This window comes from Kocuria rhizosphaerae, from assembly GCF_044462265.1.
Taxonomy (GTDB): domain Bacteria; phylum Actinomycetota; class Actinomycetes; order Actinomycetales; family Micrococcaceae; genus Kocuria; species Kocuria rhizosphaerae.
Map to the genome: position 1 here is coordinate 16482 of NZ_JBISWL010000142.1, position 22540 is coordinate 39021.

Sequence of the window (22540 nt, forward strand, 5' to 3'; positions counted from 1 at the left end):
TGTGGGGTGCGTAGCATCGGGTGCAGATCATCGACGGAGGAGTATCCACATGTTCGAGCGTTTCACCGATCGCGCCCGCCGGGTCGTGGTGCTGGCCCAGGAAGAGGCCAGGATGCTCAACCACAACTACATCGGCACCGAGCACCTGCTGCTGGGACTGATCCACGAGGGAGAGGGAGTGGCCGCCAAGGCGCTCGACTCGATGGGCATCACCCTCACCGGAGCCCGGGAGCAGGTCCAGGACATCATCGGCCCGGGCCAGCAGGCGCCGTCCGGGCACATCCCGTTCACACCGCGGGCCAAGAAGGTGCTCGAGCTCTCGCTGCGGGAGGCGCTGCAGCTCGGGCACAACTACATCGGCACCGAGCACATCCTCCTCGGCATCATCCGCGCGGGCGAGGGCGTGGCGGCGCAGGTGCTGACCAAGCTCGGCGCGGAGCCCCAGAAGGTGCGCTCCACGGTGCTGGAGCTGATCTCCGGCTACCAGGGCGGCGGCACCCCCGAGAAGGAGGGCGCTGGCGTGCGCTCGGCGGGGCAGTCCGAGGGCACTCCCGCCGGCTCCGCCGTGCTGGACCAGTTCGGCCGCAACCTCACCGCCGCCGCGCGCGAGGGCAAGCTGGACCCGGTCATCGGCCGCTTCCGCGAGATGGAGCGGGTCATGCAGATCCTCTCCCGCCGCACCAAGAACAACCCCGTGCTGATCGGTGAGCCCGGCGTCGGCAAGACCGCCGTCGTCGAGGGTCTGGCGCAGCAGATCGTGCGCGGGGACGTCCCGGAGACCCTCAAGGACAAGCACCTCTACACCCTGGACCTCGGGTCCCTGGTGGCCGGTTCCCGCTACCGCGGCGACTTCGAGGAACGGCTCAAGAAGGTGCTCAAGGAGATCCGCACCCGCGGGGACATCATCCTGTTCATCGACGAGATCCACACCCTCGTGGGCGCGGGCGCCGCGGAGGGCGCGATCGACGCCGCGTCGATCCTCAAGCCCATGCTGGCCCGGGGCGAGCTCCAGACGATCGGCGCCACGACGCTCGACGAGTACCGCAAGCACATCGAGAAGGACGCGGCGCTGGAGCGGCGGTTCCAGCCCATCCAGGTGGACGAGCCCTCCGAGGCCCACGCCGTCGAGATCCTCAAGGGCCTGCGGGACAAGTACGAGGCGCACCACCGCGTGTCGATCTCCGACGAGGCGCTCGAGGCGGCCGTGCACATGTCGGCGCGCTACGTCTCCGACCGGTTCCTCCCGGACAAGGCCATCGACCTGATCGACGAGGCCGGGGCCCGGCTGCGCATCAAGCGGATGACCGCCCCGCCGGAGATCAAGGAGCTCGACGACCGCATCACCGAGGTGAAGCGGCTCAAGGAGGCCGCGATCGACGGTCAGGACTACGAGAAGGCCGCCTCCCTGCGCGACACCGAGCAGAAGCTCATCACCGAGCGGGAGGCCAAGGACCGGGCCTGGCGCGAGGGTGGCGACGAGCTCGCGGAGGTGACCCCGGAGGTCATCTCCGACGTGCTCTCCGCGTCCACCGGTGTGCCCGTGTACAAGCTCACGGAGGAGGAGACCGGGCGGCTGCTCCACATGGAGGACGAGCTGCACAAGCGCATCATCGGCCAGGACGACGCCATCAAGGCGCTGTCCCGATCCATGCGGCGCACCCGGGCGGGCCTGAAGGACCCCAAGCGGCCGGGCGGGTCGTTCATCTTCGCCGGCCCCACCGGGGTGGGCAAGACCGAGCTCGCGAAGGCGCTGGCCGAGTTCCTGTTCGGGGACGAGGACGCCCTCATCACCCTGGACATGTCCGAGTACCAGGAGAAGCACACCGTCTCGCGGCTCTTCGGCGCCCCTCCGGGCTACGTGGGCTACGAGGAGGGCGGACAGCTCACGGAGAAGGTGCGCCGGAAGCCGTTCTCCGTCGTGCTCTTCGACGAGGTCGAGAAGGCGCACCAGGACCTGTTCAACTCCCTGCTGCAGATCCTCGAGGACGGCCGGCTGACCGACTCGCAGGGCCGGGTCGTGGACTTCAAGAACACCGTGATCATCATGACCACGAACCTGGGCACCAAGGACATCTCCCGGGCCGTGCCCGTGGGATTCCAGGCCGGGGTGGACGCCGCGTCCAGCTACGAGCGGATGCAGGCCAAGGTGCAGGACGAGCTCAAGGAGCACTTCCGCCCCGAGTTCCTCAACCGCGTGGACGAGATCATCGTCTTCCCGCAGCTGACCGAGGCCGAGATCGTGCAGATCGTGGACCTGTTCGTCGCCCGGCTGCAGGAGCGGCTGCGGGACCAGGACATGTCGATCGAGCTGTCGGACACGGCGAAGGTGTGGGTGAGCCGCAAGGGCTACGACCCGGCGATGGGCGCCCGTCCCCTGCGCCGGACCATGCAGCGGGAGATCGAGGACAAGCTGTCCGAGAAGATCCTCTTCGGCGAGATCAGCGCCGGTGAGAAGATCTCGGTGGACACGGAGGGCGAGGGCGACCAGCAGGTGCTCGTGTTCTCCTCGACCCCGATGTCCGATCTGACGAGCGACGGCATGGCCGACCCGATGGCCGGGTTCGAGGACGTCGTCCGCGGGGAGCACGACCGCGGCTCGGAGGGCTGACGCCGGGCGGTCCCGGCTGCCGGGGAGACACCGAAGGACCCGCCGCGCTCCGCGCGGCGGGTCCTTCCGCATTCCCGGGGCCCGTCCTCGTCCCCAGAAGTGGGGGCTGTCGCATGCCGCCCCGGAACCGGGCCTTCGCGTTCGCGAGCGTACACTTGCGGCGTGACCGACCTTCTCCTGCGCCCCGCGCGCACCTCCGACGTCCCAGCGATCAAGGAGCTGGTGGCGCCGCTGGCCAGGGCCGGAGTGCTGATCAACAAGGACACGGTCGCCTACTACGAGGGCATCCAGGAGTTCCTGGTCGTCGAGGCGCCCGACGACGACGGCGGTCCGTCCCGGCTCGTCGGCTGCGGCGCCCTGCATGTCATGTGGGAGGACCTGGGCGAGGTGCGGACCCTCGCCACCTCGGAGGCGTGGCGCGGTTGCGGGGTGGGGCGCATGCTCCTGGCCGGTCTCGTCGAGCGGGCCCGGGCCGTGGGGATCTCCCGCGTGTTCTGCCTGACGTTCGAGGTCGAGTTCTTCAGCCGGCAGGGCTTCGAGGTGATGCCCAACCAGGAGCAGCTGGACCCGGACGTGTTCGCCGAGCTGCTGCGCTCCCACGACGAAGGGGTGGCCGAGTACCTCGACCTCGCGCGGGTCAAACCGAACACCCTGGGCAACACCAGGATGATCCTCCAGCTCAGCCCGGAAGACTGACCCCCGCGGGCCCCTCCACCGCGAGCCCGTCGCTCAGCAGCCCCTCGAGGGCGCGCCGACGCTGCTCCTCGGGGGCGTCCAGCCCGTGCAGGGCGTCCAGCGCGCGCAGGGCCCCCGGGTCGAGGACCGTGGTGAGGTCCGGGGCGCCGACGGTGACGTCCACCGGGCCGGTGAGGTGCCGTGACGGCACGGGCGCGGCCCCGGCCCGGAGCACCGCCATGATCGCCCCGCGCACCTGCCGGTCGGTGCCGTGCCACGTCTGGCCCGGCGGGGCCTCCTCGGGAGCGGGCCGGCCCGCCGCGACCCAGGCGCACGCGTTCCGCACGGGGCACCGCTCGCAACGAGGAGCGCGGGCCGTGCAGATCAGCGCCCCGAGCTCCATCACGGCCTGGTTCCACCGCACGGACAGGGCGTCGTCGGCGGGCATCAGCTCCTCGGCCAGCCGGGTCTCCGCGGCGGTCAGCGACCGGGAGGGCAGGGCCCGGCCCGTCACGACCCGTGCGTGGACGCGGCGGATGTTGGTGTCCACCACGGTGCGGCGGTCCCCGAAGGCGAACACGGCGATCGCGGCCGCCGTGTAGGCGCCCACGCCGGGCAGGTCCAGCAGCTCGTCGTGCCGGGCCGGGACCGCCCCGCCGTGGCGTCCGGTGATCTCGGCGGCAGTCGCGTGCAGGCGCAGCGCACGCCGCGGGTAGCCGAGCCGTCCCCACGCCCGGACCGCCTCGCCGGCGGTCGCGGCGGCGAGGTCCTCCGGGCGGGGCCAGCGCTGCATCCAGGCCCGCCACACGGGCAGCACGCGCACCACGGGGGTCTGCTGGAGCATGAACTCGCTGACCATGACCTCCCACGGTGTGCGCTCCGGGCGGCGCCACGGCAGGTCCCGGGCGGCGTCGTCGAACCACCGGGTCACGGACTCGTGGAAGGCGGGCACGTCGAGGCCCGGGACGGGGCCGGCGGGAACGGAGCTCATCGTGCTCCACTGTAGCCTTGGGGGCATGGTGCAGAAGGGTGCGGGCGGTACGCCGCGGGGCGGTTCTCACGACGGGGACGACCGGCGGCCCCCGCGGCGGGAGAGCCCGGAGGTGTACCGGCGCCGCCGGATCATGGCCGCCCTGGCCGCCGGCGTCCTGCTCGTCCTCGTGGCCGTGGGCGTGGTCCAGGCGGTGGCGTCCATGCTGGGCTCCGACGAGCCCGAGCCCACCCCCGCGGCGGCCTCGCCGGCACCGTCCGCCGCCCCGACCACGCCGGAGCCCTTCGCGGACTTCACGCCCCGCCCGGACCCGGACGCGTCGGCCACCGCGTCGTCCACCGCGTCGGCGTCGGCACGGCCGGAGGAGCCGGTCGAGGAGTGCGGGTCCGAGCTGCTCGTCCGCGCGTCCACGGACCGGGACACCTACACCCAGGACGCCGAGCCCGTCCTGGTGCTCACGCTGGAGAACACGGGAGAGGACCCGTGCCGGGTCGATGCGGGCACGTCGCAGATGGTCTACGAGGTCAGCTCGGGCTCGGACTCCGTCTTCGACAGCCGGCACTGCCAGGCAGGGTCCGAGGACCGCGAGGTGACCGTCGAGCCGGAACAGGAGCTCAGTGCCCGGCTGACGTGGAACGGCGCGCGCAGCGCCGAGGGCTGCCCGGCGGACGGGGAACAGGCGATGCCCGGGTACTACCGCCTGGTGGTCTCCCTGGGGGAGCGCTCGAGCGAGCCGGCCCCCTTCGTCCTGGAGTGAGGCCCTCCGGCGGTGTCGCCGTCCTGCGGTCCGGACCGGCCCGCGGCGCCGGTCGCGCTCACATGAAGCGTTCGAGCAGACTGGTCTCGGCCATGCGGGACAGGGACTCGCGCACCGTGCGCGCCCGCTGCTCGCCGATGCCCTCCACCGCCTTGAGATCCTCGAGATTGGCCGCCATGAGGGACTGCAGGCCGTCGAACTGGCGGACCAGACGGTTCGCCACGGCCCGCGGCATCGACTTGATGCCCTCGAGCAACCGGTAGCCGTGGGGGTGCAGCTCGGTCTCGAGACTGCTGTGGGGCTCGATCAGGCCCACCGAGACCGCGATGCGCTGCAGGTCGATGAGTTCCGCGGGCGTGAGCTCCGCGAGCCGCTCCAGTCCGCCCTGGATGCCCTGCGCCGGTGTGTCGTCCGGCAGGTAGTCGCGCAGGACGACATCGGGCCCGGGGCCGGTGCCCGCGGTGAGCTCCTCGAGCTGCAGGGCGATGAGCCGGCCGTCCACGCCCAGCTCGAGCACGTACCAGCCGATCTCCGAGGAGATCCTCCGCACCATCTCCATGCGCTGCATGGTCAAGGCCACGTCCCGCACGGTCACGGACGCCTCGATCTCGAGGGACGACAGGTTGCCGAGCACCTGCTCCATGCGGTGGCTGTAGTGCTCCAGGGTCTGCAGGGCCTGGTTGGCGCGGGCCATGATCGACTGGGAGCCCTCGATCGCGTAGCGGGTGCCGCCCACGTAGATGGTGATGACGCTCATGGACTGGCTCACGGAGATGACGGGCACGTCCGTCTCCTTGGCGGTGCGCTCCGCGGAGCGGTGCCGGGTGCCCGACTCCATGGTCGTGATCGAGGGGTCCGGGACGAGCTGGACACCCGCCTTGAGGATGCGGGTGGCATCCCGGTCGCAGATGATCGCGCCGTCCATCTTGGCCAGCTCGCGCAGTTTGGGCGCGGAGAAATCGGTGTTGATGTCGAAGCCGCCGGAACAGATGGATTCCACGGAACGGTCGAACCCCAGGACCAGCAGCCCACCGGTGCGCCCGCGCAGGATCCGCTCGAGACCCGTGCGCAGCTCGGTGCCCGGCGCGATGCGGGCCAGCGTCTTGCGCAGTGCGTCCTCAGGGGTCTTCGCCACGGTCACATCATACGGCCGCCGCGGTCTGCCGCCTCGGCGCCGGACCGGCGGAGGACCGGGGGAAGAGCAGCTCCATGGCGTCGCCGATGGTGGTCACCTCCCGGACGGTGAAGCCGGGTGGTACGGGTCCGGGGCCGGTCGAGCTCGCGGGCACGACGGCGTGCGTGAAGCCCAGGCGGGCCACTTCCTGGATGCGGCGCCCGATTCCCGGGACGGGACGCACCTCCCCGGCCAGGCCGACCTCCCCGAAGCAGACGAGGCGTTGCGGCAGCGGGCGGTCCTGGGCCGCGGAGGCCAGCGCCATGGCCACGGCCAGGTCCGTGGACGGCTCGGTGAGCTTCACCCCGCCGACCGTGGAGACGTAGCAGTCCAGCCCGGCCAGGTTCACTCCGGCCCGCCGCTGCAGCACGGCCAGCAGCATGGCCACCCGGGACGAGTCGAGGCCGGCCGTGGCGCGGCGGGGCTGGGCCGTGGAGGAACGGTCCAGCAGCGCCTGGACCTCGGCGAGCAGCGGGCGGCGGCCCTCGAGGGTCACGGTCAGGCACGTCCCGGACACGGGCATGGCCGTGCGCGAGACGAAGAGCCCGGACGGATCCTCGACGCTCGTGATCCCGGTCTCGGTCAGGTCGAAGCAGCCGACCTCGTCCGTGGGCCCGTAGCGGTTCTTCACCGCGCGGAGCAACCGGATCCGGGAGTGCTTCTCGCCCTCGAACTGGCACACGACGTCCACCAGGTGCTCGAGCAGGCGGGGTCCGGCGATCGAGCCGTCCTTGGTCACGTGGCCCACGAGCAGGGTGGTCATGTTCCGCTTCTTGGCGGCGGCGATCAGGGAGGCGGCCACTTCGCGGACCTGGGTGACGCCGCCCGCGGAGCCCTCGACCTCGGCGCTGCCCAGGGTCTGCACGGAGTCGACGACGAGCAGACGGGGCGAGACCTTCTCGACGTGCCCGAGAGCGGTGGCGAGGTCCGTCTCGGCGGTGAGGTAGAGGGTGGGAGCCACGGCGCCGATCCGGTCGGCGCGCAGCTTCACCTGAGCCGCGGACTCCTCGCCCGTGACGTAGAGGACGTCGCGGGGGCCCTCCGCGGCACCTTCGGCGAACCGCGCCGCGACGTCGAGCAGGAGGGTCGACTTCCCGACCCCCGGCTCTCCCGCCATCAGCACGACCGCCCCCGGCACCAGGCCACCGCCCAGCACCCGGTCCAGCTCGGGCACGCCGGTCGGCGCCGAGGTCGCCACCGTGGCGTCCACCTGCGCGATCGGCCGGGCCGGCTCGGCGGCCGAGCGTGCGGCCGTGGTGCGGGTCCGATGCTCCCCGATCTCCTCGACGGTGCCCCAGGCCTGGCACTCCCCGCACCGGCCCACCCACTTGGCGGTGCTCCAGCCGCACTCGGTGCAGCGGTAGGCGGGGGAGTTGCGGCGGGTGCGGGTGCTCATGCCGTCCAGGCTAGCGGCCGCCCCGGACGTCGTACGGATCGCTGGGGCAGGGGATGCGGACGTCGGCTCCACCGGGCTCAAGACGTGGTGCGGAGACCGTGCAGCGAGCGCAGCACTGCGCCGGGCGACCCCGTCCCGGCGGCGCGGGGAGGGCACCTGACCGTACCCAGGATCCCTGCCGCAGAGCCGTCCACGTCCGCCGCGAGCCGGCCGGCCTTGTACTTCCGGATCCGGGCCGGGGGTCTCGTGGACGCCGACCTCCGCGACGGCCAGGGGTGGTGTTCCTGTGACTGACACCACGTCTTACGGTGTCGGAGCTGGTGGGGATCATGGAGCATGACCACCACCGTTGAGGGTCCGCGGGAGCCGGAGGAGCCTTTCCCGGGGGATCCCCTGTCGGGGGAGTTGTTGCCGGAGGATCCGTTCCTGGCGGTCCTGGAGCAGGACTACGCGCAGGCGGCGGTGGAGCTGCTGGGCCAGGCGAGGGCGGAGGCGGAGGCGGCGGGCCGGCAGGTGCGGGTGATCCACCGGATGTGGGTGCTGCAGGAGGCCGCCCACGCCCGCCATCGGGCCGCTCGGGCCCGGTGGCTGAATGCCCGCGCCCGCCGGCTCGGGCGCCGTTTGCCGGAGCTGGAGAACCGGACGCTGCTGGAGGTGGCCGAGGAGATCGGTCCGGGGCTGAACCTGCCGGCGGTGACCGCGATCCGGCGGGTGGAGCAGGCGATCATCCTGGTCGTGTCCCTGCCGGATGTCCTGGCCGCCCTGGAGGCCGGGACGATCGGGGTGCGTCAGGCCGAGGTCATCGCCGAGCTGTGGCGGGAGCTGGTGGGTGGGCAGCTGAGCCGGGCCCCGGATCCGGGGCCGCCGGTGGGGGCCGTGCGCGAGGTCGTGGGGCAGCTGCTGGAGCGGGCGCCGGTGAGCACGGTGGCCCAGTTGAAGGCCGCGGCCCGGCGGCTGCGCGACGGCCTGCCCGGTGGCACCGGGGCCGCCCGGCACCGGGCGGCGCTGGGCCGGCGCCGGGTGTGGGTGGAGGCCGAGGAGGACGGGATGGCCCGGTTGTGCGCGATCCTGGACGCGGCCACCGCCCACGCGGCCCATCACCGGTTGAGCGTCATCGCCGCCCGGGTGCACCCCCAGGACTCCCCGGAGCCGGTCCCCGCCCCGGCCGGCACCCGGCCCCCGATCCCGGCCGGCACCCGGCCCCCGATCCCGGCCGGCCCCGGTCCGGACCTGGGCTCGGGCCCCGGCGGCGGCTGGGGCGAGGACCTGGACGAGGGCGCGGGGGCGCGGACCGCGGGGCAGCTGCGCGCCGACGTGCTGGCGGACCTCCTGCTGGCCGGGGAGCCGGCGCAGATGCCCGAGCACCTGCGCGGGATCCGCGGCCACGTGACGCTCACCGTGCCCGCCCTGGCCCTGCTCGCCCACACCACCCCCGCACCCCACCCCGGAGCCCCGGCCGGAGAACCGGCGCCCGGGGCATCCGCACCCGGGGGCGCCGATCCCACCGGGCTCCCCGGCACCACGAACTCCGGCACCACGAACTCCGGCCCCCCGACGTCCGGTACGGAGGGGTCCAGCACGGCGGACTCCGGCCCCCCGAAGTCCGGCCCCCCGAACTCCGGCACGGCGGGGTCCGGCACGGCGGGGTCCCAGGGCGCGGTCTCCGGCGGCGCGGTCTCCGGTGGTGCGGATTCGGGTGGTGCGGGGGCGTGGCCGGCGGGTCTGCCGGTGGCCACCGGCTGTGCGGAGCTGGCCGGGCACGGGCCGATCCCGATGGAGGTGGCCGCGCGGATCGCCGCCACCGCCCCGACCTGGACCCGGGTCCTCACCCACCCCGTCACCGGCACCGTCCTGGAGCACGACCGCACCACCTACACCGTGCCCGCCGACCTCCGGCGCCGGCTGCGCCTGCGCGACGGCACCTGCCGCTTCCCCGGCTGCCGCCGCGCCGCCGAAAGCTGCGACCTCGACCACACCATCGCCTGGGCCCAGGGCGGGACCACCGACGCGGGCAACCTCGCCCACCTGTGCCGGGCCCACCACCTGCTCAAGCACCGCCACGGCCCCCTCGGACGCTGGCGCGTCGTCCACCGCGACCCGGCCACACCCGAAGGCGTCCTGGAGTGGACCTCCCCGGCCGGACGCATCCACGTCACCTACCCCCAGCACCACCACCACCCCCTGCTGAGCCCGGTGAGGATCCACGACCCGCTCTCCCCCGACCGGTTCAGCGAGGACCCGCCCCCGCCGGAGGACCTGCCACCCCTGCCCCCCGGCCCGCTGCCCCTGGACGAACCACCACCCTTCTGAACCGACCAGCCGGCGGCACGGCCCGGTCCGCCGTCGCGGGTGATGGGGCCGGGACGCGGTCTCGTCCTTCGGCCCTGCGGCCCGCGGCGTCGATGTGTTCCCCCACGGGTGGCCGACAGCGACTCGTTCGCGGACCGGCTCGCAGGTTCAGACCCGGTCCCCGTCCTCCAGACGCGGCAGCTGGGCGAGCGCCTCCTCGTGCGTCATCCCGGCCGCCTCCAGCAGGTCGACGACCATCGGCCGCATGTCCAGCACCAGAGCCTCGCCCTCCATGGTTCGGACGCCCATCGTCCGGGGGTGCAGGCGGCGGGCCACATCGGCCAGCTCATTGCGGGTCTGGCGCAGGTAGCTCTCACGGGATCCGGGCGCCGAGACGGCCAGCGCGTTGCCGAGAGTGGTGACTGCGTCCGCCAGGTTGTCGAGGGCCTCGGTCAGGGAGTCCACGGCCCGGTCGGAGAGCGTCACGTGGCTGAGCACCGAGGCGAGCCGACGCGTGAGGACCCGGGCGTTGCGCACCGCGAGGTCCAGGTACCGGGTGGAGTGCCCGATCTCCTCGATCTCCGCGCGACTGCCGCGGTAGAGGGGAGAGACGCTGGCGATCTCGAGGGACGCCTTGAGCCCTGTCGTCACGGAGTCCACGAGCGGCTGCGTCTGACGGGAGCGCACGAGTGCGTGCCACGCCGCGGTGGAGTCGTGGTTCTCCACGGCACGCCCGGCCTCGCTCAGCACCGCGGAGAACTCGTCGACGAGCGCCCTGAGGTCGTCCCGCGGCTGGCGCCGCGGATCCGTGGGGACGAAATAGGCCATCGCGAGCGCGCACAGACCGCCCACCACGGCGTCCGAGGACCGGGCGAACACGCCGTCCGTGGAGGGCGGCAGAAGCACCACGAGCACCGCCTGCAATCCCATCTGCGTGGTGAACAGTGCCCCGTTGTCCAGGAAGCGGGCGAGCAGGATCGAGGTCATGAGCACGACGGCGGCCTGCCACACCCCGGCGCCGAGGACGTGGATGAGGCCGTCGCCCACGGCTATGCCGAGCGTGACCCCGATCGAGACCTCGAGGACCCTCCGGTACCGCAGACCGCCCTTCGCGAAGCCCAGGGACACCAGGGCAGCGGTGGCGGCGAAGATCGGTCCGTGGTGGCCCAGCAGCTGCTCGGCGATCACGTAGGCGCCGACGGCGGCGACCGTCATCTGGAAGCTCTGCAGGATCCCGGTGCGCACGCGGGTCAGGCCCACCCGGCTGCGGCTGCCCAACGCACGGGCCGCGGCTCGCGCGCGGTTGCCTGGCTGCATGGGATCATCCTAGGCGAGTCCCGCACGAAGCCCCTCCGCGGTGCGGACCGGCGGTCCGGGCCGGTGTCACGGCCGGAGCGGGCGGGGCGGCCCCGGCGGCCCGGGACGGCCGGGGCTCCGATGTGAGATCCGCTACTCCGCCGCCGCCGGCCCGGTCGTGTTCACCCTGCGTTCACCTCGGCGGGTCAATCTGGCTACCTGCGGTCCCTAGCGTCTCTGTCCGAGAGGTTCGCGACCGCACCGCAGATCCACCTCTTGTGCCGGCCCGGGGACTCCCCGGCCCGCGTTGGACCACGGCCCGTCGACGGGCCGCCACAGTGAATTTCGAAGGGGCTTACAAGTGAAGGTTTCCCACCTCGGCCGTTCCGCCGCCGTCCTGGCCATCGGCACGCTCGCGCTCACCGCGTGCGGTTCCGACAATGCCACCGGAGAGGGCTCCGGCACGGAGAACGGCTCCGGTTCGGGCGTCTCCGGCACCCTGACCGGCAGCGGTTCGTCGGCCCAGAACGCCGCCATGACCGCGTGGATCAACGGCTTCCAGGAGGCCAACCCCGAGGCCACGGTGCAGTACTCCCCGGACGGGTCCGGGGCCGGGCGCGAGGCATTCGTGGCCGGCGGCACGAACTTCGCCGGCTCGGACGCCTACCTCGACGACGAGGAGTACGAGGCCTCCAAGGAGGTCTGCGGCCCCGAGGGCGCGTTCCACGTCCCGGCCTACATCTCCCCGATCGCCATCGCCTTCAACCTGCCCGGCGTCGACACGGTGAACATGGACGGCGAGACCGTCGCCAAGGTCTTCACCGGCGAGATCAGCACCTGGAACGACCCGGCGATCGCCGAGCAGAACCCCGAGGCCGACCTGCCGGACACCCCGATCACCGTGGTGCACCGCAACGACGAGTCCGGCACCACCGAGAACTTCCAGGAGTACCTCGCCGCGGCCGCGCCCGAGGTGTGGACCGAGGAGGTCTCCGGCAACTGGCCGTCCCAGTGGGCCGCGGAGAACAACAAGGGCAACGCCGGTGTCGTCCAGTCGACGAGCTCGACCGAAGGCGCGATCACCTACGCCGACGCCTCCGTGGTGGGCGATCTGGGCACGGTGGCGGTGAAGGTCGGCGAGGAGTACGTCGAGTACTCCCCGGAGGCCGCGTCGGCGGCCGTGGAGGCCTCGACCCCGGTCGAGGGCCGCGCGGAGTACGACATGGCCATGGACCTGGCCCGTGACACCACCGAGTCGGGTTCCTACCCGGTCGTCCTCGTCTCGTACGAGATCTTCTGCCCGCAGTACGACTCCCAGGAGACCGCCGACCTGGCGAAGGCCTTCGGCGAGTACGTGATCAGCGAGGAGGGCCAGCAGACGGCCGCCGAGGCGGCCGGATCCGCTCCGATGTCCGAGGAGCTGCGCACCCGGGCGCAGGAGGCGATCGACCAGATCACCGTGGCCGGCTGATCAGGATCCGCTGATCCCGTCCGGCGCGGGAAGGGGCTCTCGAGCCCCCTCCCGCGCCGGACGGGACATTTCTGTGTGTGGCGCCTGTAGCGTGAGGCGCGTCACCGGACCACCGCGCCGGGCCTGATCCCGTCCGGCGCGGCTCGTTCCAGGCAATCGAAGGGGCCCACGACATGTCCACGAACGTCACCACCCGGAAGTCCGCCGGGCTCACCACGGACGCCTCGGCCGGCGGCCGGGCCGGGGACTCCGTCTTCTCCGGGCTCAGCCTCGGGGCGGGGGTGCTGATCCTCGCGTCGCTCGCGGCCGTCGCACTGTTCCTCCTGATGGAGGCCCTGCCCACGTTCCAGGCTCCGGCGGAGGAGATCACGGGCGGGGCCGGCTTCTGGTCCTACATCTGGCCCATGGTCCTCGGCACGGTCGTCGCGGCGGTGATCGCCCTCGTGATCGCCACGCCGATCGGAGTGCTCGTGGCCCTGTACATCTCGCACTACGCGCCGGCACGGATCGCCAAGCCCGTCGGCTACGTGATCGACCTGCTGGCGGCCATCCCCTCGGTCATCTACGGCGCCTGGGGCACGACGGTCCTGGCTTCCGCCCTGGTGCCGTTCTACGCCTGGGCCTCCACGAACCTCGGCTTCATCCCCATATTCAGCGGGCCCGCCTCCCAAACCGGCAAGACCATGCTCACGGTGGGGATCGTCCTGGCCATCATGATCCTCCCGATCATCACGGCGATGTCCCGGGAGATCTTCATCCAGACGCCCAAGCTCCACGAGGAGGCCGCCCTGGCCCTGGGCGCGACCCGGTGGGAGATGATCCGGATGACGGTGCTGCCGTTCGCCCGCCCCGGGATCATCTCCTCGGTGATGCTGGCCCTCGGCCGGGCGCTGGGCGAGACCATGGCCGTGGCCCTCGTCCTGTCGGGCGGCCCGCTCACCGCGTCCCTCATCCGCTCCGGCAACCAGACGATCGCCGCGGAGATCGCGCTCAACTTCCCGGAGGCCTACGGCCTGCGGCTCTCCGAGCTGATCGCGGCCGGCCTGATCCTGTTCCTCATCACCCTCGTGGTGAACATGATCGCCCGCGCCATCATCGCCCGCTACAAGGAATTCTCGGGAGCCAACTGATGCCGACCGCAGCCCTCCGTCCACAGACCTCCGCACCGGGCCCGTCGAGCCGGCGGCCCACCCTGACCCGCAACCAGAAGCCCGCGTGGCTGGTTCCCGTGATCGCCGGCGCCGCCGTCGTCGTGGGCGCGGCCCTGGCCGCCCTGATCGGATTCTCCACGGCCCTGTGGGCCGTCCTGGCTGCGGGCCTTTTCCTGGTGGCCGCCCCGGTCGCCGTGACCGCGGTCGAGGGCGGGCGCAAGGGCGCCGACTCCCTCATGACCTACCTCGTGCACACGGCCTTCGTCCTCGCCGTGGTCCCGCTCGTCTCGGTGATCTGGACCGTGCTCGCCAACGGGCTCCCGGGCATGACCTCCAACCTGCTGCTGACCTCCATGAACGGGGTGACCGGTGCCACGGACAACGCCGCGGCGGCCGGTGAGGGGCCCGTGCTGGGCGGGGCCTACCACGCGATCGTCGGGACCGTGTCGATCACCTTCTGGGCCACGCTCATGTCGGTGCCGATCGGACTGCTCACCGCGATCTACCTCGTGGAGTACTCGCGGGGCGGCTGGCTCGGCAGGGCGATCACGTTCTTCGTGGACGTCATGACCGGGATCCCCTCGATCGTGGCGGGTCTCTTCGCGGCCGCGCTCTTCGGGCTGCTCCTGGGCCCGTCCGCCCGGTTCGGCTTCGTGGCGGCCGTGGCGCTGACGGTGCTGATGATCCCCACGGTCGTGAAGAACACCGAGGAGATGCTCAAGATCGTCCCCAACGAGCTGCGCGAGGCCTCCTACGCCCTGGGCGTGCGCAAGTGGCGGACGATCCTCAAGGTCGTGATCCCCACGGCGATCTCCGGGATCGCCTCCGGGGTCACGCTGGCGATCGCCCGCGTGATCGGCGAGACCGCGCCGCTGCTCGTGACCGCGGGATTCGCGACCTCCATCAACTGGAACTCGTTCTCCGGATGGATGACGACCCTGCCGACGTTCATCTACTACCAGATCCTCACGCCGACGTCCCCGACCAACCCTGATCCCTCCCAGCAGCGCGCGTGGGCGGCCGCGCTGATCCTCATCCTCATCGTGATGCTGCTCAACCTGCTCGCCCGGCTGGTGGCCCGGGCCTTCGCCCCGAAGACCGGGGGCCGCTGAGCAGGGCCCCGGCTCATCCCGCACCGACTCCCCGCAAGCACCCGCGCGTGCACGCCCGCGAGAAAGAAGCAAGGAACCCAACATGTCCAAGCGAATCGACGTCGAGAACCTCAACGTCTACTACGGCGACTTCCTGGCGGTCGAGGACGTCAGCATGGGGATCGACGCCCGGTCGGTGACCGCGTTCATCGGCCCGTCCGGCTGCGGCAAGTCCACCTTCCTGCGCACCCTCAACCGGATGCACGAGGTCATCCCCGGCGCCCGGGCGGAGGGCAAGGTCCTCCTCGACGACGAGGACCTCTACGGCCCCGGCGTGGACCCCGTGGTGGTGCGCTCGATGATCGGGATGGTCTTCCAGCGGCCCAACCCCTTCCCCACCATGTCCATCCGGGACAACGTGCTCGCGGGCGTGAAGCTCAACAGCAAGCGCATCTCCCGCTCGGACGCCGACGCGCTGGTGGAGAGCTCCCTGAAGGGCGCGAACCTCTGGAACGAGGTCAAGGACCGGCTGGACAAGCCGGGCTCGAGCCTCTCCGGCGGGCAGCAGCAGCGCCTCTGCATCGCCCGTGCCATCGCCGTCAAGCCCGAGGTCATCCTGATGGACGAGCCGGCCTCCGCGCTCGACCCGATCTCCACGCTGGCGATCGAGGACCTGATCAACGAGCTGAAGCAGGACTACACGGTGGTCATCGTGACCCACAACATGCAGCAGGCCGCCCGCATCTCGGACCGCACGGCGTTCTTCAACATCGCGGGCACCGGCAAGCCCGGCAAGCTCATCGAGTACGGTGCCACCTCGGAGATCTTCAGCAACCCCCGGGAGAAGCAGACCGAGGACTACGTGTCCGGCCGCTTCGGCTGAGCAGTCCCTCCGCACGACGACGGGCGCACCCGCTGCCGGCGGCGCGTCCGGGCCGGGCCCCCGGGCCCGGGCTACAGCAGGGGGGAGATCGCCAGCAGCAGCGTCGCGGAGATCAGTCCGCACGCCGGCACGGTGAGCGCCCACACGCCGAGGACGCGCAGGACGACCCGCATGTGCACGGTGTGGAAGCGTTGCTGCCGTCCGGCCCCCAGGATCGCCGCGGCGGTGGTCTGGGACGTGGACATCGCCACGGGGACGAGGGTCCCGCCCAGGAAGAGGAGGGTTCCGGCGACGCCCTGGGCCACCGCGCCGCGGAAGGGGTCGATGGTCACCATGCGCGAGGAGAGGGTGTAGGCGATCCGCCATCCGCCACCCAGGGTGCCCAGGGCCAGTCCCGCCGCGACCAGCGCCAGGATCCACGGGGCCGTGCGCCCGGCCGCCACCGGCGCCCCGGCGCAGAGCAGCAGGGTGGCGTAGATCCACGCGGCCCGGCGGCCGTGGTGGATGCCGTGGCCGAAGGCGATGGCCGCGGCACCGGTGGCCTGGACCAGCTGGGAACGGAAGGTCGTGGTCGCCGGCTCGGAGTGGCGCAGGACGTGCAGGAGGAGCAGCACCAGCGTCCAGGCGACGGCGTAGGCCACCAGCGGCGCCACCAGGAGGGGGACCCCGATCTGGGCGAGCACCCCGGACACGGGCGGATCGTGCGCGTACAGGTCCACGGCGCGGGCCCCCAGCAGCGCGCCGAGCAGCCCGCCCGCCAGCGCCGTGGTCGACGACGACGGCATGCCGAACCACCACGTCAGCAGGTTCCACCCGATGGTGCTCAGCAGCGAGCACACCAGCACGGCGGAGCCCACCACGTTCAGAGGCACGGGTGCCGAGGTGAGCACCCAGTCGGTGAGCAGCCAGCCGGCCGCGAAGACCCCTGCCGCGTTCATGAGCGCGGTGAACACCAGCCCGACCTTCGGGGTCAGTGCCCTCGAGCGCACGGGCAGCGCCAGGGCGTTGGGCGCGTCGTGGAAACCGTTCACCACGGTGTGGGCGGCGGCCAGGAGAAGGCCCAGGACCGTGAGCAGCACCAGCACCGCGGCTCAGGACTCCGCCACGACGATGCGGCCCACCTCGGTGGAGACGCGCGTGAGGGCCCGGGCCGCCGCCGCGAACCGCTCGACGGCGCGCTCGCGGCGCAGGGCGGCGAGGGCCTTGTGGTTCTCCAGCAGGTGGGCCATGTGCAGCTGGTAGATGCGCTCGGACTGCTTGCCGAGCCGGAGCATCTCGTACCAGTAGTCGTCGAGGCCCTCGAAGCTGCTGAGGTTCCGCATGGCCCGCGTGGTCAGCTCGGACATCCGCACGATCACCGCCAGCTGGTCGGTGGCGTAGGAGGGCGGCCGGGAGAGCCCGTAGGCGACGTGGGCCTCCGCGAGGGCCAGCAGCTCCTCCGCGGCCTTGTTGAGCCAGTGCCCCAGCACGTACACGTCCTGGCGGGGAATGGGGATCACGAACGTGGAGCGGACGGTCGTCATGACCGAGAAGTAGAGGTCCGTCGAGCGCGCCTCGCACTCGCGCACCGCGTCGAGCGTCGCGCTGTCGGCCTCCGGGGCACCGAGCATCTCGGCGAGCAGCCGCACGGACTCGGTGACCTGCGCCGACATGTCGGCCAGCAGGTCGAGGACGAGCCCGTCCTCGGGGAAGATGCGAAGCGCCATCTGTTGACCATCCTGGGCGTCGGGACGAGCTCCGCGGAGCACGGCGAGTTCACGGCGGCGGGCACGGGCCGCCCCCTGGCGCACGCACGGCGCCGGATCAGGACACGGAGGGCGGTGCCGGACCGGGAGCGCCTCTCGGCGGAAGGCCGCTCGTAGCGGCTTTGAGATGGAGCCCGGGGCTGCCGCGGCCCGGCACCTGCGTCCATGGTAGTCGACGTCTCCCGGAGGCCAAGTCCGGGGCCGGGCACCGTGCCCGGGGACGCGACGGGACGGCCGGGGGCTCCGGGAGGTGCGGGAGCTCAGTCCAGGTGGCCGTGGCGCCAGGCCAGGGCCGCGGCCTCGAGCTCCTCGGCAGTGCGCTCGAGGCGCTGGGTGAGGGCCACGGTGCCCGCCCCGGGATGCCCGCCAGGAGCGACGGCGGGCATCCGGCCGGTGTCGGCGGTGCGGATCCGGCCCAGGGCGATCACCCGGCAGAACGCCGCGAACCGGTCCAGGGCGATGTCGAACTCCCCGTTGAACGCCCCCGACAGGATCGCGTCCGCCATCGTGGTGATCTCCTCCGCCCCGGGAGGCTCGGCCACGCCGGCGACCACGTGGGAGACCTGGGCGGTGCCGCGGCCCGCCGCGAAGTACCGGCCCATGCGCACCGGGTCCTTGCGGACCGCGGCCCGCAGGGCGTAGAGCCGCCACAGCGCGCCGGGCAGGGACACCGCGGGGGCCTCGGCCCACATCTCGGCGATGCCCTCGAGCCCCTGCTCGTCGGTCAGCTCGATGAGCCGCCGGCTGATCTCGGGATCGTCGCTGGCCCGCCCGCGGACCACGAGGGCGTGGGCCGACAGGTGCGCGGCCTCCGACACCCGGGCCGGGTCGGGCCCGCCCTCGTGGTCCTCGAACTGCTCCGGCGAGAACTTCACCGGTTTGTGGTGGCGGGGCGCTTCGCTCATGGCTCCAGGGTACGGTGGCGGCTCCCCGGGGGCCACGGTCCCCTCACCAGTCCTGGGACGAGGCGTGCACGGCCGCGTCCCGCCACTGCTGGTCGGTGCGTTCGAAGCCGTCCTGGGCGAGGGCCCGCCACAGCCGCAGCGCCAGCGGCGGGTCCTGCTCCTCGAGCTCCGCGAGGGTCTCCGGGACGAGCACGCCGGCGGTGACGTCCGTGAGCGCGCTGAGGGTCTCCCGCTGCTTGCCGCCGGTGCCCAGGGCCAGCTCGCCGAAGCTCGTCCCGGGACCGAGGACCTGCAGCTCGACCCGTTCCCCCGCGGGCGCCTGCACGGACATCGAGACGTCGCCGCGGACGATCAGGTGGATCCCCGCGAAGTTCTGCCCCGCGCGCAGGATGTTCTCGCCCGCACGCCACGCCCGTTCCACGGTGAGGGCGCCCAGGGCGCGGGCGTCGGCCGGCTCCAGCCGCGAGAGCAGCTCGGACTCCGCGGGCTCGACCCGGGACGGCGTGCAGGCCGGTCCGCCGTGCTCCCGGAGCAGTGCGTCCTCCACCCGCTTGACGGCCGCGGCGCGGCTCGGGAAGACCTCGAGCGGAGGATCGCCCGGGAAGGAGCCGGTGAGCTCCGGGTCGGTGGCCACCACCACGACCGTTCGCCCGGCCGCGTGGAGCTCCTCCCGGGTGCGGGCCAGCAGCGGCACCGTGTAGTGGGCCGCCACGTCCACCCGGCGCAGGTCCACGACCACGTGGGAGGCCTCCAGCGCGACCTCCCGCACCGTGCGCACCGCGGTCTCGGTCCCGCTGAACATGAGGTCGCCCTGGAGCTCGACGACGACGGCGTCGCGCCCGTGCTCCACCAGGACCGCCTCGGCCTCGGCGTTGCGGCGGACCAGTGAGGGGCACTGGTCGATGGGGTAGACGGCGCGCACCGTGGAGCGTGCCACGCGCGCCGTGTGGGCGAAGTGCAGCCCGAGGTCCTGGGAGAGCCGCTCGCACGCGAGCACGCCGCGGACGCTGTTGCCGTGCCGGTCCAGGGCGGGGGAGAACGTGGCCACGGCCAGCTCCCCGGGCAGGACGGCGACGATGCCGCCACCGACCCCGGACTTGGCGGGCAGGCCCACGCGCACCATCCACTCGCCGGCGTCGTCGTACATGCCGCAGGAGCTCATCAGGGACAGCACCCTGGAGACGGTGCTGCCGGAGAAGACCTCCTCGCCCGTGAGGGGGTTGGTCCCGCCGTTGGCGAGGGTGGCGCCCATGAGCGCGAGGTCGCGGCAGGTCACGAGCACCGAGCACTGGGCGAAGTAGTCCTCGAGGGCCTGGGCGGGGTCCTCCTCGATGATCCCCGCGGAGGCCAGGAGGTAGCCGAGCGCGCGGTTGCGGTCCCCGGCGGCGCGTTCCTGGGCGAGGACCTCGGGGCTGATGGCCAGGTCCCGGCCGGCGCACCGGGAGTAGGCGTCCCGGATCCGGTCCCGGCGCAGGTCGTGCTCGCTGTCCGGGACGAGCCACGTGGCGGCGATGGCGCCGGCGTTGATCATCGGGTTGGCGGGGCGCCCGGTGCCGGGCTGGAGGGAGATCTCGTTGAAGGCGTCCCCGCTGGGCTCCACGTCGATCTTGGCGTGCACGGCCTCCGCCCCCAGGTCCTCGACGGCCAGCGCGTAGGTGAAGGCCTTGGAGATCGACTGGATGCTGAACTCGTGGCGCGTGCTGCCGGCCTCGTACACGTGGCCGTCGGCGGTGGCGATGACAACCCCGAACAGCTCGGGGTCGGCGTCCGCGAGCGCGGGGACGGACGACGACGGCGCCCCGCCCCGCTCCTCCCGCAGCTGCTCGACCACCTCCCGGAGGCGGTCGGTGACGGCGGAGGGGCCGAAGAGCTTCGTCTCGGCCCGATCCTCCTCCTCGGTGCTGGGATGCGGCACGGTGTGTCCTCCGGTCGGCGTGGCGGGGCTCAGAGCCACTGTAGGCGCCGGGGCGCCGTTCCGGCGCGGTCCCCGGACCCGTGCGGTAGAGTGGTGCCCGCTCCGGACCGGTCGTGCCCGCCGGGGAGCACGGGCCTCTAGCTCAGTTGGTAGAGCAGTGGACTTTTAATCCATGGGTCGTGGGTTCGAGCCCCACGGGGCCCACCGCCGTCGAGGCCGCCGGCCCCGGGATGCCGGGGGCCGGCGGCCTCTCCCGTGCGGCCTCCGGCCTGCCGCCGGGCCACGGAGGGGGAGATCGTGAAGAAGGATTCCGTGCCGGTGCCCGTAGCGGCCGATGCCGTGGACCGGCAGCAACCCCTCGGCCCGGTGTTCGACGCCCACCTGCACATCATCGACCCGGCGTTCCCCCTGGTGGAGAACGACGGCTACCTTCCGCCGGCGTTCACGGTGGAGCAGTACCTGCGGCGGACAGCCGGACTGGGCATCGCCGGCGGCGCGGTCGTGGCCGGGTCGTTCCAGGGCTTCGACCGGACCTGGCTCGTGGCGGCGCTCGAGCGCCTCGGGCCGGGCTGGGCCGGGGTCGCGCAGCTTCCCGGGAGCGTCACCGACCAGGAGATCCTCGCGCTCGACGCCGCGGGGGTGCGGGCGGTGCGGTTCAACGTCCGCCGCGGAGGCTCCGTGACCCCGGAGCAGCTGGACCGGCTCGCCCGGCGGGTGCACGAGGTGGCCGGGTGGCACGCCGAGCTCTACATCGACTCCCGGGACCTCCCCCAGCTGTCCGGAACTCTCGCACGCCTGCCGGCGGTCAGCATCGACCACCTCGGGCTCCACGAGGACGGACTCCCGGACCTGCTCCCGCTCGTCGAGCGCGGGGTCAAGGTCAAGGCCACCGGGTTCGGCCGCGTCCGGCTCGACCCGGCCCGGGCCGTGGCCGCCGTCCTGGCCGTCGATCCCACGGCGCTGATGGTCGGCACCGATCTGCCCTCCACCCGCGCGGCGCGCCCCTTCGCGGACGCGGACCTGGACCTCGTCCGGCGCGTGGTCCCGCCGGAGCACCTCCACGGCGTGCTCTGGGGCAACGCGGCCGCCTTCTACGGGCGGCAGGGACCCCGCGGCCCCTCGACCCCGTGACGGCCGGTCCCGTGGCGGCCGGCCCGGTGACGGGGGGGCATCCCCGAGCGTGCGCCCGCGCCGGGGCCGGCGGGACGACGGGGACGGACGGGGCGTCCGCCTCGCTGGGCCCGGCGGTGCCTGCCGGGGTGCGGAACGCTACTGGTCGAGCATGCGGAGGGCCTCGTCGATCCGGTCGCGCAGCACCCGCGCCTGGGCGACCGTCCAGGCCTCGTGGCCGATGTGCAGGATCGGGCCGTCCGGGTGGGCGTAGGTGCCGACCGGTGTGCTGATGACCTCCCAGGTCTCCAGGAGCGCCACGGGCGCCGGTCCCGCCACGGACCAGGCGGGCAGCTCCCGGGAGTTCGTGACGGTCTCCGGGTCGGTCAGCTCCTGGCGGGTGGCCCAGCGGGGTCGGGGGACGAGAGCGGTGTTCTCGTGCATGGGGGTGCCTTCCAATGGGGGGAAATGGGGGCACTGTCTATGTTTATGCATGTCAGAGCCGTTGTCTGCCTCCGGCGTCGGTGTGTTGCGCCGGATTTGACACAGGCCGGGTTCCGGGTGCACGTCATGCGGCGACTCCGGGGGCGGTGCCGGTCGACGTGTTGGTAGCATCGATCAGCTCCGGAATTCCACCCGGAACGGCAGACCCCACGCCCTCCCGCCCTCCCCGGGGACGGTCGTCCTGCGCCACGCCCCGCTCTCCTCGGAGGGTCCGGGCCGCAACCGAAAGAAGTCCCATGAACGACCTGCCTGCCGCCGGAGCCCTCCCGGATCCCGGCGTCCCCACCGTGGTGGACCTCGCCGCGGGCTCCGCCCACATCACCCCCGTCCCCGTGGCCGGCGTCGCCCGCTACGCCCTCGACCTGCCGACGGCGCCCCTCACCGACGGCGACCTCCAGGACCTGACGATCGCCCTGCACGGGGTGCACTCCGGGGCCGCGATCCTCGTGGACGTGGACGAGTACGCCGGTGGCAGCCGGCAGCTGGACGACTACGCCGGGACCGAGTAGCGCCCGAAGGAATCCGCAGGGCCGAGCCCCCACCCGCCCGGGTGGGGGCTCGGCCCTGTGCCGCAGCTGC

The 22540-nt window shown here is 72.8% G+C and carries 19 protein-coding genes and 1 tRNA gene; 11 read left to right on the forward strand and 9 right to left on the reverse strand.

Annotated features, from left to right (window positions below):
• Positions 1–49 precede the first annotated feature (49 nt).
• Both ACH9EU_RS16490 and ACH9EU_RS16495 read left to right on the forward strand, forming a co-directional pair.
• Positions 50–2608: an AAA family ATPase gene (locus ACH9EU_RS16490; RefSeq protein WP_396414990.1), complete on the forward strand. Its 2559-nt coding sequence runs from the start codon at positions 50–52 to the stop codon at positions 2606–2608.
• A 162-nt stretch (positions 2609–2770) separates the two neighbouring features.
• On the forward strand, positions 2771–3304 hold the full coding sequence (locus tag ACH9EU_RS16495; RefSeq protein WP_396414991.1) for an amino-acid N-acetyltransferase: 534 nt from the start codon (positions 2771–2773) through the stop codon (positions 3302–3304).
• On the opposite strand, the gene ACH9EU_RS16500 is transcribed toward ACH9EU_RS16495, so the two are convergent.
• Positions 3288–4274 carry an A/G-specific adenine glycosylase gene (locus ACH9EU_RS16500; protein ID WP_396414992.1) on the reverse strand — a complete coding sequence of 329 codons (987 nt, stop codon included), beginning with the start codon at positions 4272–4274 and terminating at the stop codon, positions 3288–3290. The two genes, ACH9EU_RS16495 and ACH9EU_RS16500, sit on opposite strands and share 17 nt — an antisense overlap.
• A 25-nt stretch (positions 4275–4299) precedes the next feature.
• Between ACH9EU_RS16500 and ACH9EU_RS16505 the strand changes: the two genes are divergently transcribed.
• Entirely contained in the window at positions 4300–5031 is a 732-nt protein-coding gene (locus tag ACH9EU_RS16505) for a hypothetical protein (RefSeq protein WP_396414993.1), read from the forward strand.
• Positions 5032–5089: 58 nt separating this feature from the next.
• On the opposite strand, the gene disA is transcribed toward ACH9EU_RS16505, so the two are convergent.
• Together disA and radA are read right to left on the reverse strand one after the other, a co-directional pair.
• Positions 5090–6166, reverse strand: coding sequence for a DNA integrity scanning diadenylate cyclase DisA (gene disA / locus ACH9EU_RS16510; protein ID WP_396414994.1), 1077 nt, complete (start codon positions 6164–6166; stop codon positions 5090–5092).
• Between the two features lie 7 nt (positions 6167–6173).
• On the reverse strand, positions 6174–7601 hold the full coding sequence (radA, locus tag ACH9EU_RS16515) for a DNA repair protein RadA (protein ID WP_396414995.1): 1428 nt from the start codon (positions 7599–7601) through the stop codon (positions 6174–6176).
• Positions 7602–7937: 336 nt separating this feature from the next.
• Between radA and ACH9EU_RS16520 the strand changes: the two genes are divergently transcribed.
• Positions 7938–9911: an HNH endonuclease signature motif containing protein gene (locus tag ACH9EU_RS16520; RefSeq protein ID WP_396414996.1), complete on the forward strand. Its 1974-nt coding sequence runs from the start codon at positions 7938–7940 to the stop codon at positions 9909–9911.
• 147 nt (positions 9912–10058) lie between these two features.
• Here the strand turns inward: ACH9EU_RS16520 and ACH9EU_RS16525 are convergent, their stop codons facing one another.
• Positions 10059–11207 carry an FUSC family protein gene (locus tag ACH9EU_RS16525; protein ID WP_396414997.1) on the reverse strand — a complete coding sequence of 383 codons (1149 nt, stop codon included), beginning with the start codon at positions 11205–11207 and terminating at the stop codon, positions 10059–10061.
• A 340-nt stretch (positions 11208–11547) separates the two neighbouring features.
• Here ACH9EU_RS16525 and pstS point away from each other — a divergent pair, with 340 nt between their 5' ends.
• The 4 genes from pstS to pstB all read left to right on the forward strand — a co-directional run bounded on the left by pstS (position 11548) and on the right by pstB (position 15782).
• Complete coding sequence (gene pstS, locus ACH9EU_RS16530) at positions 11548–12657, forward strand: phosphate ABC transporter substrate-binding protein PstS (protein ID WP_396414998.1); 1110 nt, start codon at positions 11548–11550, stop codon at positions 12655–12657.
• A 173-nt stretch (positions 12658–12830) separates the two neighbouring features.
• Positions 12831–13787 (forward strand): phosphate ABC transporter permease subunit PstC, encoded by a 957-nt coding sequence (gene pstC / locus ACH9EU_RS16535; protein ID WP_396414999.1) that lies wholly within the window; start codon positions 12831–12833, stop codon positions 13785–13787.
• A complete protein-coding gene (gene pstA / locus ACH9EU_RS16540) occupies positions 13787–14920 on the forward strand; it encodes a phosphate ABC transporter permease PstA (RefSeq protein WP_396415000.1) in 1134 nt (377 codons plus the stop codon). The genes pstC and pstA overlap by 1 nt, the downstream gene beginning before the upstream one ends.
• Before the next feature lie 82 nt (positions 14921–15002).
• Positions 15003–15782 carry a phosphate ABC transporter ATP-binding protein PstB gene (gene pstB, locus ACH9EU_RS16545; RefSeq protein WP_396415001.1) on the forward strand — a complete coding sequence of 260 codons (780 nt, stop codon included), beginning with the start codon at positions 15003–15005 and terminating at the stop codon, positions 15780–15782.
• Between the two features lie 71 nt (positions 15783–15853).
• On the opposite strand, the gene ACH9EU_RS16550 is transcribed toward pstB, so the two are convergent.
• The 4 genes from ACH9EU_RS16550 to glsA all read right to left on the reverse strand — a co-directional run bounded on the left by ACH9EU_RS16550 (position 15854) and on the right by glsA (position 20347).
• On the reverse strand, positions 15854–16867 hold the full coding sequence (locus tag ACH9EU_RS16550) for an inorganic phosphate transporter (protein WP_396415002.1): 1014 nt from the start codon (positions 16865–16867) through the stop codon (positions 15854–15856).
• A 6-nt stretch (positions 16868–16873) separates the two neighbouring features.
• Positions 16874–17488, reverse strand: a complete 615-nt coding sequence (locus ACH9EU_RS16555; protein WP_396415003.1) for a DUF47 domain-containing protein — start codon at positions 17486–17488, stop codon at positions 16874–16876.
• A gap of 299 nt (positions 17489–17787) precedes the next feature.
• Entirely contained in the window at positions 17788–18432 is a 645-nt protein-coding gene (locus tag ACH9EU_RS16560) for a hypothetical protein (RefSeq protein ID WP_396415004.1), read from the reverse strand.
• A 43-nt stretch (positions 18433–18475) separates the two neighbouring features.
• Positions 18476–20347 carry a glutaminase A gene (gene glsA / locus ACH9EU_RS16565; protein ID WP_396415005.1) on the reverse strand — a complete coding sequence of 624 codons (1872 nt, stop codon included), beginning with the start codon at positions 20345–20347 and terminating at the stop codon, positions 18476–18478.
• Positions 20348–20478: 131 nt separating this feature from the next.
• On the opposite strand from glsA, the gene ACH9EU_RS16570 reads away from it, so the two are divergent.
• Both ACH9EU_RS16570 and ACH9EU_RS16575 read left to right on the forward strand, forming a co-directional pair.
• Positions 20479–20551, forward strand: a tRNA-Lys gene (locus ACH9EU_RS16570).
• 93 nt (positions 20552–20644) lie between these two features.
• On the forward strand, positions 20645–21478 hold the full coding sequence (locus ACH9EU_RS16575) for an amidohydrolase family protein (RefSeq protein WP_396415006.1): 834 nt from the start codon (positions 20645–20647) through the stop codon (positions 21476–21478).
• A gap of 138 nt (positions 21479–21616) precedes the next feature.
• On the opposite strand, the gene ACH9EU_RS16580 is transcribed toward ACH9EU_RS16575, so the two are convergent.
• The gene (locus tag ACH9EU_RS16580) at positions 21617–21901 is read right to left on the reverse strand and encodes a hypothetical protein (protein ID WP_396415007.1); all 285 of its coding nucleotides are present in this window, start codon (positions 21899–21901) and stop codon (positions 21617–21619) included.
• A 296-nt stretch (positions 21902–22197) separates the two neighbouring features.
• Between ACH9EU_RS16580 and ACH9EU_RS16585 the strand changes: the two genes are divergently transcribed.
• A complete protein-coding gene (locus ACH9EU_RS16585; RefSeq protein ID WP_396415008.1) occupies positions 22198–22470 on the forward strand; it encodes a hypothetical protein in 273 nt (90 codons plus the stop codon).
• Positions 22471–22540 lie beyond the last annotated feature (70 nt).